The organism is Burkholderia sp. Bp9012, from assembly GCF_003853825.1.
Taxonomy (GTDB): domain Bacteria; phylum Pseudomonadota; class Gammaproteobacteria; order Burkholderiales; family Burkholderiaceae; genus Burkholderia; species Burkholderia diffusa.
Genome location: NZ_QTQA01000006.1, coordinates 91,969 through 105,116 on the forward strand (window position 1 = coordinate 91,969; position 13,148 = coordinate 105,116).

10 protein-coding genes are annotated in these 13,148 nt (G+C 67.7%); 4 read left to right on the plus strand and 6 right to left on the minus strand.

The window, feature by feature from the left end:
• Positions 1 to 17: 17 nt before the first annotated feature.
• From DIE11_RS09995 to hpnI, 5 genes are all read right to left on the minus strand, one after another.
• A complete protein-coding gene (locus tag DIE11_RS09995; RefSeq protein ID WP_059599148.1) occupies positions 18 to 575 on the minus strand; it encodes a hypothetical protein in 558 nt (185 codons plus the stop codon).
• A gap of 87 nt (positions 576 to 662) precedes the next feature.
• A complete protein-coding gene (locus DIE11_RS10000) occupies positions 663 to 1,703 on the minus strand; it encodes a lysylphosphatidylglycerol synthase domain-containing protein (RefSeq protein ID WP_124623267.1) in 1,041 nt (346 codons plus the stop codon).
• Positions 1,700 to 2,584, minus strand: coding sequence for a hopanoid biosynthesis-associated protein HpnK (gene hpnK, locus DIE11_RS10005; RefSeq protein ID WP_124623269.1), 885 nt, complete (start codon positions 2,582 to 2,584; stop codon positions 1,700 to 1,702). The genes DIE11_RS10000 and hpnK overlap by 4 nt, the downstream gene beginning before the upstream one ends.
• A gap of 3 nt (positions 2,585 to 2,587) precedes the next feature.
• A complete protein-coding gene (gene hpnJ / locus DIE11_RS10010) occupies positions 2,588 to 4,030 on the minus strand; it encodes a hopanoid biosynthesis associated radical SAM protein HpnJ (protein WP_306426965.1) in 1,443 nt (480 codons plus the stop codon).
• A gap of 167 nt (positions 4,031 to 4,197) precedes the next feature.
• Positions 4,198 to 5,373 (minus strand): bacteriohopanetetrol glucosamine biosynthesis glycosyltransferase HpnI, encoded by a 1,176-nt coding sequence (hpnI, locus tag DIE11_RS10015; RefSeq protein WP_059599145.1) that lies wholly within the window; start codon positions 5,371 to 5,373, stop codon positions 4,198 to 4,200.
• Between the two features lie 641 nt (positions 5,374 to 6,014).
• Here hpnI and DIE11_RS10020 point away from each other — a divergent pair.
• Positions 6,015 to 7,013, plus strand: coding sequence for an LLM class flavin-dependent oxidoreductase (locus DIE11_RS10020; RefSeq protein ID WP_124623271.1), 999 nt, complete (start codon positions 6,015 to 6,017; stop codon positions 7,011 to 7,013).
• Positions 7,014 to 7,038: 25 nt separating this feature from the next.
• Here the strand turns inward: DIE11_RS10020 and DIE11_RS10025 are convergent, their stop codons facing one another.
• The gene (locus DIE11_RS10025; RefSeq protein WP_124623273.1) at positions 7,039 to 8,103 is read right to left on the minus strand and encodes an alpha/beta fold hydrolase; all 1,065 of its coding nucleotides are present in this window, start codon (positions 8,101 to 8,103) and stop codon (positions 7,039 to 7,041) included.
• A 174-nt stretch (positions 8,104 to 8,277) separates the two neighbouring features.
• Here DIE11_RS10025 and pdxY point away from each other — a divergent pair, with 174 nt between their 5' ends.
• The 3 genes from pdxY to DIE11_RS10045 all read left to right on the plus strand — a co-directional run bounded on the left by pdxY (position 8,278) and on the right by DIE11_RS10045 (position 13,069).
• Positions 8,278 to 9,138, plus strand: a complete 861-nt coding sequence (gene pdxY / locus DIE11_RS10030) for a pyridoxal kinase PdxY (protein WP_059523664.1) — start codon at positions 8,278 to 8,280, stop codon at positions 9,136 to 9,138.
• 266 nt (positions 9,139 to 9,404) lie between these two features.
• On the plus strand, positions 9,405 to 11,549 hold the full coding sequence (locus DIE11_RS10035) for a phosphocholine-specific phospholipase C (RefSeq protein ID WP_124623275.1): 2,145 nt from the start codon (positions 9,405 to 9,407) through the stop codon (positions 11,547 to 11,549).
• 371 nt (positions 11,550 to 11,920) lie between these two features.
• The gene (locus tag DIE11_RS10045; protein ID WP_124623277.1) at positions 11,921 to 13,069 is read left to right on the plus strand and encodes a branched-chain amino acid ABC transporter substrate-binding protein; all 1,149 of its coding nucleotides are present in this window, start codon (positions 11,921 to 11,923) and stop codon (positions 13,067 to 13,069) included.
• Positions 13,070 to 13,148 lie beyond the last annotated feature (79 nt).

Consider the following 13,148-nt stretch of genomic DNA (forward strand, 5'->3'; position numbering starts at 1 on the left):
TAGCGCCGCAGCCGGTCTCACCGCCCCTTCAGGATGTCGGAGCGCGAAGTCGTATAGACAAGCCCGTCCGGGCCGAAATGAACGTTAAAGAATGCGTCGGTGTTCACGCCGTCCTCGAGCCAGCGCCAGCTCCACACCGTCTCGGGCTTCAGCGGGTATTGCGCGATGTCGCCCGGCTTGCCGAGCAGGCGCCGCACCTCGTCCTCGGTCATTCCGGGACGCACCTTCGCGAAATTCTCGGCGGTCAGCACCTGCGTCGCGCCCGTGTAGTGCCCGCTCGCGTCGAGGTCGACGAACCAGGTCTGGTTGCCCATCGGGCCGCGCGGATATTCGAGGCGCTTCGAGCCGTCGGTGAAGGCGCGCTCGGTCTCGGGCTTGCCCATCGTGGCGCGCACGTCGGCTTCGGTCGATACGCCGGCCTTCAGCCCCTTGAGCAGCAGCGGTGCCGGCTTGATCGCGTTGAAAAAGTCCCTGATGCGTTGCACGTCGAAATTGCCTTGCTTGTCGTCGCAGCCGGTCAGCGCCAGCGCGGCGGCCAGCATCGTCACGGGAAGAAGCCGGAAACGGAAAATCATCAGAAGAAATGCGCGTCGAGAAAACACGCGGCAAGGATACCCGCGCGACGCCAAAAGCGCGAGACGGGCGCGCGGCCCGTCTCGTGTTCAATGCATCGTTTCGGTTTCCACCTCGGCCTCGCGGCTCGCCTGCGCCGCGCGCGCCCCGGCCGGCGCGGCCTTGATCCGGCGGCGCGTGCGCACCAGTTCGGCCAGCTGCCACGAACCGAGCGCCAGGCAGCCGAACAGCACCTCGCGGCCGCGCTTGACCAGCGCGAGCGACAGCGCCGTCTCGCGATCGACGCCGAACATCTGCGCGAGCAGCACGACGGTCGCTTCCTGCACGCCGAGACCGCCCGGCACCATGAACGCCGCATGCCGCACGGCCTGCGTCATCGCCTCGATGGCGATCGCGCCGCCGATCGATACCGGATGGCCGAGCAGCGCGAGCGCCCAGTAAATTTCGAGCGCGCCAAGCACATAGCCGGACAGCTGCCAGAAAAACGCGCTGAACAGCAGGCCGGTGCGCGACATCAGCCCATCGATGTCGGCATCGAGCCGCTTGCCGTCGACGCCCTGCAGCAACCGGTGCGAATCGCCGAGCAGACGCCCCGCGAATCGCTCGATCGCGTGGAAGATTCCGCCGCGCCGCATCAGCACGACGCCGAGCACCGGCAGCGGCAGCGTCAGCAGCAGCGCGAGGCCGATCGTGCCGCCGCCCATGTCGTGCGTCGTCGCGAGCAGCAGCACGAGGCCGAGCGCGGCAAACGCATACTGGACGACGATCGTCACCAGCACCTCGACGATCACCGACGCGGTCACGCGGCTCGCATCGGGCACCTGCCAGCGCGCCATCCGGATCCCGACCAGCTCGCCGCCGATCCCAACCACCGGCAGCAGCCGGTTCACGGCTTCGCGCACGGTCGCGACCCACCACAGGAACGACAGCGGCGCGCGCCGGTCGAGCAGCTGGTGCCACGCATACGCGTCGAGCAGCAGCGGCAGCGCGTGGAACGGCACGAGCCACAGCAGCGCGAAACCGGCGCGCTCGAGCATCTGGGTCACGTCGCCGATGCCTTCGTGCAACCCGAGCGCGAGGAGGATGCCGATGCCGAGCGGCCAGCCGAGCCATTTGATCCACTTGGTCATGACGGCTGCGCTCCCGGTGCGCGCGACGATTGCGCGCCGCGACGCACCGCGGGCTGGCCGAATACGTCGGCAAAACTGCCGGTCGCGACGCCCGCAGCCTTCAGCGCGGCCGCGACGCGCGGCGACAGCAGCGCGTCCAGTTCGTCGACCGGACGGTAATCGGCCATCGTCGGCGTGATCGGGCCGTCGCCCGCTTCGGCCGGATGGCAGTAGATCTCGCCGACTCCGGGTGGCAGCTTGGCCAGCGCGTCGAGCAGCACGGCCTCGTCCATCGCGCCCGTATGCTCGATCCCGACCACATAGTCGTTATGTGCGAGCCCCGCGCGGTCGAGCCGCGCGCGCACCAGCGCGATCCACGGCTTGAGCAGCGCGGGCGCGCTCGTTTCGTACGGCAGCCGCACCGCGCGCAGCCCGTAGTCGCGGCCGATGTCGATGATCATCGACAGCACGGTCGGATGCAGGTGGAAATGCTTGTGCGCGTTCACGTGGTCGAGCGGCAGGCCGCTTGCCGCGAACACTTCGAACTGCGCGCGGATCTCGCGGCGCAGCTGCGCACGCACGTGCGGCAGGAAGAAGAAGCGGCAGCCGTCCTTCGCCATCGCGTCGCCGAACCGCCCGTCGGGGCCGACGAGCGCGGGGATCTCATGCGCGGGCAGCGTGGCCGGCCCATCCGCGAGGACCAGATGCAGGCCGACCGCGAGCGACGGCAGGCGCCGCGCGCGTTCGATCGCATCCTGCGCCGCGGGCGCACCGACCATCAGGCTCGCGGCGTTCAGCACGCCGTCGCGATGCGCGCGCTCGACCGCCGCGTTGACGCGCGGGTGCAGCCCGAAGTCGTCCGCGGTGAAGATCAGCGCCCGCGCCGCCCGCTGCGTCGTCACGAATCAGGCCTCGTGCGCGCGCAGGAAGCGGAAGAACTCGACGCCTTCGCGCAGCCGGCGCTTCATCATGTCCCAGCTCGTCAGCATTTCGCGGACGATCTCCCAGATCTTCGACGGACGGAAGTAGAACTGGCGATAGAACTGCTCGAGGTGGTGATAGATCTCGTCGCGCGACAGGTGCGCATAGCCGATCGCCGCCAGCTGCACGCCTTCCTTGCTCACCAGGTTGATGGTCTTGTTCTCTTCCATCCAGCCGTTTTCCACGGCCTGCTTGTAGAGCGTCGTGCCCGGATACGGCGCGGCGAGCGACACCTGGATCGTATGCGGATTGATTTCCTTCGCGTACTCGATCGTCTTCTTGATGGTTTCCTGCGTCTCGCCCGGCAGGCCGAGAATGAAGGTGCCGTGGATCTTGATGCCGAGCTTCTTGCAGTCCGCGCTGAAGCGGCGCGCGAAATCGGTGCGCACGCCCTTCTTGATGTTCACGAGGATCTGGTCGTCGCCGGATTCGAAGCCGACCAGCAGCAGGCGCAGGCCGTTTTCCTTCATGACCTTCAGCGTCTTGTACGGTACGTTCGCCTTCGCGTTGCACGACCACGTCATGCCGAGCTTGCCCAGGCCGATAGCGATGGCTTCGGCGCGCGGCAGGTCGTCGGTGAAGGTGTCGTCGTCGAACATCAGTTCCTTCACTTCGGGCATGTTGTCGCGGATCCACTTCGCTTCGGCGAGCACGTTCTCGACCGAGCGCGTGCGGTAGCGATGGCCGCTGACCGTCTGCGGCCAGAGGCAGAACGTGCAGCGCGACTTGCAGCCGCGGCCCGTATAGATCGACACGTACGGGTAGTTCAGGTAGCCGATGAAGTAGTTGTCGATCTTCAGGTCGCGCTTGTAGACGGGCGCGACGAACGGCAGTTCGTCCATGTTCTCGAGGATCGGACGCGCTTCGTTGTGCTCGATCGAGCCGTCCTTCGCGCGCCAGCTCAAGCCCTTGATCTCGGGGAACGGCTTGCCTTCGGCGATTTCCTTGCAGGTGTAGTCGAATTCCTCGCGGCACACGAAGTCGATCGCCTCGCTCGCCGTGAGCGAATTGTGCGGATCGACCATCACCTTCGCGCCCACCATGCCGACCAGCATCGACGGCTTCATCTTCTTCAGATCCTGCGCGAACATCGCGTCGGTCGGGAAGGACGGCGTGCTCGTGTGGATGATCACGAGATCGTAGTCGTTGGCGATCTTCAGCGTCTCTTCGACCGACAGGCCGTCGGCCGGCGCGTCGACGACGCGGCTGCCCGGCACGAGCGCCGCCGGCTGCGCGAGCCACGTCGGGTACCAGAAGGAACGGATTTCGCGCTTCGCCTGGTAGCGCGAACCGGCTCCGCCGTCGAAGCCGTCATACGAAGGGGCCTGCAAGAACAGCGTTTTCATGAATGCTCCGGTAGCCTGCATAGTTCGATTCGTTTCAACGATTCAGTCAATCAACCGCGGGCCGCCCTGCCGGCGCCCGCCTCTCTGTCATGTCGCGTCGCGCGGGCGTTGCCGCGCGGCGCGTCTCGGCCTTCGGGCCGGATTCGATCGGGACCGCACGCATGGCCGGCTCCCTCGGGAAACGCACCTCAGCGGCCGTCCCCGCCTTCCACTGCCGCCGTCGCGCGTTCGCCGCCGACGACCGTCATCCTCGCGCCACGCCACACGACGTGCGTGCCGAACGCGGCCGCGAGCCATTCGAGCGCGAGCAGCGTGTCGCGCACCGCGACGAGCGGCAGATCGCGCCAGAAGGCGCACCAGCCGTCCTCGCCGCGCGCGTGCAGCACGAGCCGCCCGAACGCACCGACGACGGCCGCGCCACCCGCCAGCGTCCCGGCGACGGTGCCGTCGAGGCGCAGTGCCAGTGCCGCGCCGATCGCGAGCCACGGCGCGGTAAACGTGATGAACAGGAACGCGAAGCCGGCAGGATTCAGCGAACGGATCGTGCGCAGCCAGCGCGTCTCGCGGTGCCAGAGCGGCCCGAACGACGGCTCGATCACGTCGGTCGCGACCTCGACCTCGGACAGCACGGTGCGCCGCCCGAGGCGACGCGGCAGCTCGGCAAGCCAGAAATCGTCGGCCAGTTCGTCCTTCAACGCGATGAAGCCGCCGATCCGGGCGAGCGTGTCGCGCGTCAGCGCGAGCGTCGCGCCGAAGCCGAAGCGGCTCGAGCGGCCGAGGTGCGTGATCCGTACCGACGGCGCGAACCAGGCATCGACGAACTGCGCGCCGATCCGCGTCCAGAACCCGCCGACGCTGCGCGCATGATACAGGCACGTGACGACCCCGACCGACGCGTCGGCGAGCGGCGCCGTCACGCGCTCCAGATAATCCGGCTTCACCGCGATGTCGCTGTCCGCGATCACGATGCGGCCGTACTTCGCCCGCTCGGCCAGATTGATCAGGTTGCTGACCTTCAGGTTCTTGCCGTGCACGCGCGCGTCAATCACGAGCGTGATGTCGCATTCGGGATAATCGGCGCGCAGCCGCTCCACCACGGCGATGGCCGGATCAGCCGCCGAAGCGACCCCGAACAGCACTTCATGGCGCGGGTGACGCTGCTCGCAGAACGTCGCGAGGTTCTCGTACAGGTGCGGCTCCGCGCCGCACAGCGGTTTGAGCACGCTGACTGGCTCGAAGCCGTCGCGCGCGGCGGTGCGCGGCGTGCGCGGCTGCGGCGCGAACGCGGCGACGAGCGCGTAGCCAGCCGCGGCCAGCGTGAACACGGTCAGGAGCCAGTCCAGCAGCGTGACGGCCGGCGTCATGCGCGATGCCCTCCGGCAACGCGCGCGCCCTGCCGATCGATCGAACCGGGTTGAACGTGATTGGATATTCCGACAGCAACGAACGCGGGCACGACCCGACTCCTTGTTCCAGCAGCGTCTGTGTAATGGGGAGGCACGGCCCATTCCCCGAAGGCGGCCATGCCCGGCTTCGCGTGGCATATCCTCGCGCGATGCCCGGACGGGATGCGGGAAGATTCGAATGGCTACCATCGGCACAACATGGACAAGCGCCGGATTTTATCAGCCCGAGCCGACGTGCGCTCGGACGCCTCGCGTAACGGACTGGTGCGATTTCGGCAAAGCTGTGCGACCGGGGAACCATTCTGGTGCAACCCCGTTCACGTTAGCGTAAGCGCTTTGCAGGCATATTGCAGTCTTGAAAATCAAACGTTTCGTGGAAATTTGTACGTCGATGCGAAGACACGCGCAATCGCGGTAAAGATCGGTAACTATTTGGTGATTGGGTCCATTTTTGCAACAATCACCAGACCTTACCTTGCACCCCTGAAAGGCGCATGGGTATCCGCGCGTCGCCAGCGCGTTCCGGAACCCTTTGGCAAAATCGTCGCCATCTGTTGCGCATGCGCATCACCGCGCCCCTCCCTTTCGAAGGCCACCCGATGATTCCGTTTTCCGTACTCGATCTCGCTCCCATTCCCGCCGGCGCAGACGCTGCCCAGGCGTTCCGCAACACCGTCGATCTCGCACAGCACGCGGAGCGCCTCGGTTATCGGCGCTACTGGCTCGCCGAACATCACAACATGCCGGGAATCGCGAGCGCGGCGACCGCCGTCGTGATCGGTCACGTGGCGGGCGCGACGAAGACGATCCGTGTCGGCTCGGGCGGGATCATGCTGCCGAACCATGCGCCGCTCGTGATCGCCGAGCAGTTCGGCACGCTCGCGTCGCTGTATCCGGGGCGCATCGACCTCGGGCTCGGCCGCGCGCCCGGCACCGACCAGACGACGTCGCGCGCGCTGCGCCGCGACCTGATCGGCAGCGCCGACTCGTTTCCGGACGACGTCGCCGAGCTGCAGCGCTACTTCGCGGAGCCGGTGCCCGGCCAGCGCGTGCGCGCGGTGCCCGGCGCGGGGCTGGACGTGCCCGTGTGGCTGCTGGGTTCGAGCCTCTTCAGCGCGCAGCTCGCCGCGATGCTCGGGCTGCCGTTCGCGTTCGCGTCGCACTTCGCGCCGGACTATCTGATGCGTGCGCTCGAGCTGTATCGCGGGCAGTACCGGCCGTCGGCCGCATGGCCGAAGCCGCATGCGATGGTCGGGGTCAACGTGTTCGCGGCCGATACCGATGACGAGGCCCGGCGCCTCTTCACGTCGCTGCAGCAGCAGTTCATCAACCTGCGCCGCGGCACGCCGGGCAAGCTGCCGCCGCCCGTCGACGCGCTCGAGGCGAGCGAGTTCGAACTCGCGAACGTCGCGCACGCGCTGTCGTTTGCGGCCGTCGGCTCGCGCGACACGGTGCGCGACAAGCTGCGCGACCGGATCGCGCAGACGGGCGCGGACGAGGTCATCATCACCGCGCAGATCTACGATCACGCCGCACGGGTGCGCTCGTTCGAACTGGCGGCACAGATCCGCGACGAACTCGCGAACGAAACCTGCTGACCGGGCGGGTGCGCCCGCGCACACGTCATTGCGGCGGGTGCACCGCCTCCATCCCCTCGAGCAGCGCCTTGTGGAACGCGTCCGGGTCCTGGATCTGCGGCGCGTGCCCGAGCGCCGGGAATTCGACGAGCTGCGCGCCGGGAATCGCCGCCTGCGTGCGTTTCGCGAGTTCCGGGTAACGACCGAGCTTCGCGTGCACGTCGGGCGGCGCCACGTCCTTGCCGATCGCGGTCGTGTCCTTGTCGCCGATCAGCAGCAGCGTCGGCACGCGGATCGCGCCGAGTTCGTAGACCACCGGCTGCGTGAGGATCATGTCGTAGATCAGCGCGGAGTTCCACGCGACCGCGTCGCGGCCCGGGCCGCGATACATGCCGGCGAGCATCTGCACCCAGCGCTCGTAGGACGGTGCCCACTTGCCCGCGTAGTAGGTCGCCTGCTCGTAGCGGCGGATGCCGTCCGCCGTCGTCTTCTGCTCGCGTGCATACCAGTAGTCGACCGACAGCGGCGGCACGCCGAGCGCCTTCCAGTCCTCGAGGCCGATCGGGTTCACCAGCACGAGCTGCTCGGTCGCCTTCGGGTACGTCAGCGCGTAGCGCATCGCGAGCATCCCGCCCGTCGAATGTCCGACGATCGTCGCCGACTTCACGCCGATCGACTCGAGCAGCGCATGCGTGTTGCGCGCGAGCTGCTGGAAGCTGAACTGGTAGCGCTCGGGCTTCGACGATTTGCAGAAGCCGATCTGGTCCGGCGCGATCACGCGATAGCCGGCGCGGCTCAGCACGCCGATCGTGTCCTCCCACGTCGCCGCGCAGAAGTTCTTCCCGTGCAGCAGCACGACGGTGCGGCCGTTCGGGTGCGCCGGCCGCACGTCCATGTACATCATCTCGAGGGTTTCGCGCTGGGACACGAACGCGTAGCGGTGCACCGGCTCCGGATAGGCGAAGCCTTCCAGGCGGGGGCCATACGCGGGCCCGTCGTTACCGGCAGGCGCCGGGACGGCGGCCGCGGCTGGCGTCGCGCATGCGGCAGCGACACCCGCGCCGAGCACGGCGGCACGCGCGAGGGACAACATCTTGCAAATCGAGGGCATGGCGATCACGGTAATGGGAAATGCACGCGGGCAACCAGGCGGCCCCGCGCACCGCGATTCTACGCGGTCGGGCTGACGACGGCGCGCAACACTCGATGACTGCGCGGCTTCCGCGCACGCGACGATCTCGGGTATCGTGTGACGTGACCCTGAAACGCCTGCAGGCGAACGCTCATGAAAAACGTCCTCAGCATTCAGTCGCACGTCATCTACGGACACGCCGGCAACAGCGCGGCCGTGTTCCCGATGCAGCGCCTCGGCGTCAACGTCTGGCCGCTCAACACCGTCCAGCTGTCGAATCACATGCAGTACGGCCACTGGGCCGGCAGCGCGATCGATGCCGCGAAGATGGAGCAGCTCGTCGACGGCGTCGCCGCGATCGGCGCGCTCAAGCGCTGCGACGCGGTGCTGTCCGGCTTCGTCGGCTCGCCCGCGCAGGCGCGCGCGACGGTCGAGATCGTGCGCACGGTGAAGGCGATGAACCCGAACGCGTGGTACTTCTGCGATCCGGCGCTGGGCCAGACGGGCGGCATCCGCCCCGAACCCGGCGTCGAGGAATTCATCGTCCAGGAGATGCCAGCGCTCGCGGACGGCATGTCGCCGAACCACACCGAGCTGCAGAAGCTCGCCGGGCGGCGCATCGAGACCGTCGCCGAAGCCGTCGATGCCTGCCGCGCGCTGATCCGCCGCGGCCCGAAGATCATCCTCGTCAAGCACCTGCACGACCGCAACAGCCCCGCCGACCGCTTCAACATGCTCGCCGTCACCGAGACCGAGGCGTGGATCGGCCAGCGCCCGCTGTATGCGTTTCCGCGCCATCCGGTCGGCGTCGGCGACCTCACCAGCGCCATCTTCGTCGCACGCCGGCTGCGCGGCGACTCGGTGCGCGCCGCGTTCGAGCACACGCTCGCGGCCGTGCACGCGGTCGTGAAGGCGACCTACGACGCGCGCCGCTACGAGCTCGAACTCGTCGCCGCGCAGGATGAAATCGCCCGCCCGAGCGAATGGTTCGGCGCGTGGGTGACGGACGCCTGACGCCGCCGCATCCGCGTCGCCGGCGCGCCATCTGCTGTCCTGCTGTCCTGCTGTCCGCGTCCCCGTTTCCCTTGCACCACGACCGCCGGCCGTTGTCCGTTCAACGCCGCGCCTGCAAACGTTTCCGGACTTCACATGAATGACACCGAATACTCGCTATGCTCGCGGCGGCACGACCGGTGCAGCCGCATCCTGCGCCGCAGACGCGCCCGTTATTTCCCGCATGTCCCGCCAACCGGCTCCCCCTTTAACGCACGATAACGACCATGACCCGATCGAACCGTCGTGACTTCCTGCGCGTCGCCGCCGGCACCGCCGGCGCCGCCGCGCTGAACCTGTTCCCGCCCGTGATCCGCGATGCGCTCGCCATTCCCGCGAACCGCCGTACCGGCACGATCCGCGACATCGAACACATCGTGATTCTGATGCAGGAGAATCGCTCGTTCGACCATTACTTCGGCACGATGCGCGGCGTCCGCGGCTTCGGCGACCCGCGCCCGCTGCGCCTCGCGAACGGCAAGTCGGTGTTTCACCAGCCGGTCGGCCCGGCCGAGCTGCTGCCGTTCCACCCGGGCGCCGACAAGCTCGGTTTGCAGTTCCTGCAGGACCTGCCGCACGGCTGGCAGGACATGCACGCCGCGTGGAACAAGGGCCGCTACGACCAGTGGGTGCCGAACAAGGGCACCACGACGATGGCGTACCTGAAGCGCGACGACATTCCGTTCCACTACCAGCTCGCCGACGCGTTCACGATCTGCGACGCGTACCACTGCGCGATCCCGAGCTCGACCGACCCGAACCGCTACTACATGTGGACCGGCTACGTCGGCAATGACGGCACGGGCGGTGGCCCGGTGCTCGGCAACGAGGAAAAGGGCTACGGCTGGACGACCTATCCGGAAGTGCTCGAGCAGGCCGGCGTGTCGTGGAAGATCTACCAGGACATCGGCACGGGGCTCGACGCGAACGGCTCGTGGGGCTGGACGCAGAACCCTTACATCGGCAACTACGGCGACAACGCGCTGCTCTACTTCAACCAGTACCGCAGCGCGCTGCCCGGCACGCCGCTGTACGACAAGGCGCGCACCGGCACCAACATCAGCGCCGGCGGCACGCTGTTCGACGTGCTGCAGCAGGACGTGAAGAACGGCACGCTGCCGCAGGTGTCGTGGATCTGCGCGCCGGAAGCGTACTCGGAGCACCCGAACTGGCCGGCGAACTACGGCGCGTGGTACATCGAGCAGGTGCTGAAGGCGCTCGTGTCGAATCCGGACGTGTGGAGCAAGACCGCGCTCTTTATCACCTACGACGAGAACGACGGCTTCTTCGATCACGTGCAGCCGCCGTTCGCGCCGCAGTCGCGCGACAACGGGCTGTCAACGGTCGCGACGACCAACGAGGTGTTCGCCGGCGATGCGTCGCACATGGCCGGCCCGTACGGGCTCGGGCCGCGCGTGCCGATGCTGGTGGTATCGCCGTGGACCAAGGGCGGCTGGGTCTGTTCGCAGACCTTCGATCACACGTCGCTCCTGCAATTCATCGAAGCGCGCTTCGGCGCGCAGTACGCGGTCACCGCGGCGAACGTGTCGCCGTGGCGCCGTACGGTGTGCGGCAACCTGACGTCCGCGTTCGACTTCGCAACGCCCGACGCAAGCTGGCCACAGCTCCCGGACACGAGCGGCTACGCGCCGCCCGACCGCAACCGTCACCCCGACTACATCCCGGTGCCGCCGGTCGTCCAGCATCTGCCGAAGCAGGAGGCCGGCCTGCGTCCGGCGCGCGCGCTGCCGTACGAACTGTTCGTGCACGGCCGGATCGACAACGCGAGCGGCCAGTTCCGGCTGACCTTCGCGAACACCGGCGCGGCGGGCGCGGCGTTCCAGGTTCAGGCGCGCAACCGCGTCGACGGCCCGTGGACCTACACGGTCGATGCCGGCAAGCGGCTCTCCGACACGTGGAGCCCGGCGCCGTCGCTCGGCCTGTACGACCTCGACGTATACGGCCCGAACGGCTTCTATTGCCACTTCCGCAGCCCCGCCGCGTCGGCGGTCGGCCCCGCGAGCGTCAACCCCGAGGTGATCTACGGCTACGACGTCGCGAACGGCAACATCACGCTGCGCCTGATGAACCGCGGCCACAAAACCGTGCGGCTCAAGGTGACGAACGCATACGGCCACGGCCATGCACGTGAGTTCGACCTCAAGCCGGGTACGCACGTCGACGACTACTGGGACCTGCGCGGCAGCAACGGCTGGTATGACCTGACCATCAGCGACGGCAAGCCGCTCGGATTCCAGCGCCGCTTCGCGGGCCACGTCGAGACCGGCCGCCCGAGCACCAGCGACCCGCTGATCCGCACGACCGCGGCGCACGACGACGCCGAAGCCGCATCGGACGCGCTGTCCGACTGACGGCTCGCATGACGCGGCGCGGCCCCGGCGGGCCGCGCCGTGTCTGCCCCCCACTGCCGCCCGCCTTCCGACCCGTTGCGCTCGCGACGGGAAACTCCCGATACCAGCCGCCCACGCTCGCGTAGAAGCTATGCGCAAATCCGCACCGAATGCGCAGCAAATTGCCAAGACCCGCGCATATCGGCGACCTATATATCGAAGCGATCGGGGCTCCTCGCAGAGCCTGACGGGAGATTCTTCCGGGAAGCATCAGCATGCCAACCTCCCCGCCCGATTCCGAGAAGCGGTCGAACCGCCCGCCCGTCGCACGCGCCCGGCCCGCCGGCTGCGTGCGGTACCCACCCGCTGGTGTAAGAACAAGAGGAACGAACATGAAATTCCGTCATTCCCTGTTGTCGGTATCGGTCGTATCTGCGGTAGCTCTCCTCTCGCAACAGGCCGCTCAGGCGGCCGACTCAACCGACGTGAAGGTCGGCTTCGCCGCGCCGCTCACCGGCGTGAACGCCGGTTACGGGAAGGATCTCCAGAACGGCGTGCAGCTCGCGCTCGACGATGCGGCCGCGCAGAAGATCCAGATCGCCGGCAAGCCCGCGCACTTCAACCTCGTCGTGCAGGACGACCAGGCCGACCCGCGCATCGGCGTGCAGGCCGCCCAGGCGCTCATCGACCAGAACGTGTCGGTGGTGGTCGGCCACTTCAACTCCGGCACGACGATTCCGGCGTCGGTGGTCTACGACAAGGCCGGCATCCCGGTGATCGACCCGGCCGCGACCAACCCGACGCTCACGTCGCGCGGGCTCGCGAACATGTTCATGGTGATCGCGACCGACGGCCAGAACGCCGGCAACGCGGGCAAGTACGCCGTGGACGTGACCAAGGCGAAGCGCATCGCGATCATCGACGACCGCACCGCGTTCGGCCAGGGCGAGGCCGACGAGTTCGAGAAGGCCGTGAAGGCGGCCGGCGGCAACATCATCGGCCGCGAGTTCACCAGCAACCAGGCGGTCGACTTCCGCGCGCAGATCACGAGCCTGAAGGGCAAGAATCCCGACCTGATCTTCTTCGGCGGTCTCGATTCGCTCGCCGCGAACTTCATCAAGCAGATGCGCCAGCTCGGGCTGAACGCGCAGTTCGTCGGCGGCGGCGGCGTGAAGGACAACGAGTTCATCAAGATCGCCGGCCCGGCCGCGGAAGGCGCAATGGCGTGGGAATACGGACGGCCGCTCGATGAGCTGCCGCAGGGCAAGGATTTCGAGCAGCGGTTCAAGAAGCGCTTCGGTGTCGACGTGCTGTCGTATGCGCAGTTCGGCTACGACGCGGCGTGGGCGGCGATCAAGGCGATGCAGGCGGTCAACTCGACCGATCCGAAGGTCTATCGCCCGGCGTTGAAGAAAGTCGATTTCGAAGGTGTCACCGGCCGCATCTCGTTCGCGAGCGACGGCTCGCTGAAGAGCGGGATGTCGACGCTGTATCAGGTGAAGAGCGGTACGTGGAAGACCATCGTGACGAAGGGAGGCTGATCGAGCGGGATCGGCTGCCTGGATAGCCAGGCGGCCTGGGGGCGGGCCACGGCGGAAAACGCCGCCCCGCCTTCTCTCG

What these genes read in the sequence shown, in the direction of transcription:
- DIE11_RS09995 (WP_059599148.1), bottom strand. Translation starts at nt 575, where the DNA reads ATGATTTTCCGTTTCCGGCTTCTTCCCGTGACGATGCTGGCCGCCGCG.
- DIE11_RS10000 (WP_124623267.1), bottom strand. Translation starts at nt 1,703, where the DNA reads ATGACCAAGTGGATCAAATGGCTCGGCTGGCCGCTCGGCATCGGCATC.
- hpnJ (WP_306426965.1), bottom strand. Translation starts at nt 4,030, where the DNA reads ATGCAGGCTACCGGAGCATTCATGAAAACGCTGTTCTTGCAGGCCCCT.
- hpnI (WP_059599145.1), bottom strand. Translation starts at nt 5,373, where the DNA reads ATGACGCCGGCCGTCACGCTGCTGGACTGGCTCCTGACCGTGTTCACG.
- DIE11_RS10020 (WP_124623271.1), top strand. Translation starts at nt 6,015, where the DNA reads ATGATTCCGTTTTCCGTACTCGATCTCGCTCCCATTCCCGCCGGCGCA.
- DIE11_RS10025 (WP_124623273.1), bottom strand. Translation starts at nt 8,103, where the DNA reads ATGCCCTCGATTTGCAAGATGTTGTCCCTCGCGCGTGCCGCCGTGCTC.
- pdxY (WP_059523664.1), top strand. Translation starts at nt 8,278, where the DNA reads ATGAAAAACGTCCTCAGCATTCAGTCGCACGTCATCTACGGACACGCC.
- DIE11_RS10035 (WP_124623275.1), top strand. Translation starts at nt 9,405, where the DNA reads ATGACCCGATCGAACCGTCGTGACTTCCTGCGCGTCGCCGCCGGCACC.
- DIE11_RS10045 (WP_124623277.1), top strand. Translation starts at nt 11,921, where the DNA reads ATGAAATTCCGTCATTCCCTGTTGTCGGTATCGGTCGTATCTGCGGTA.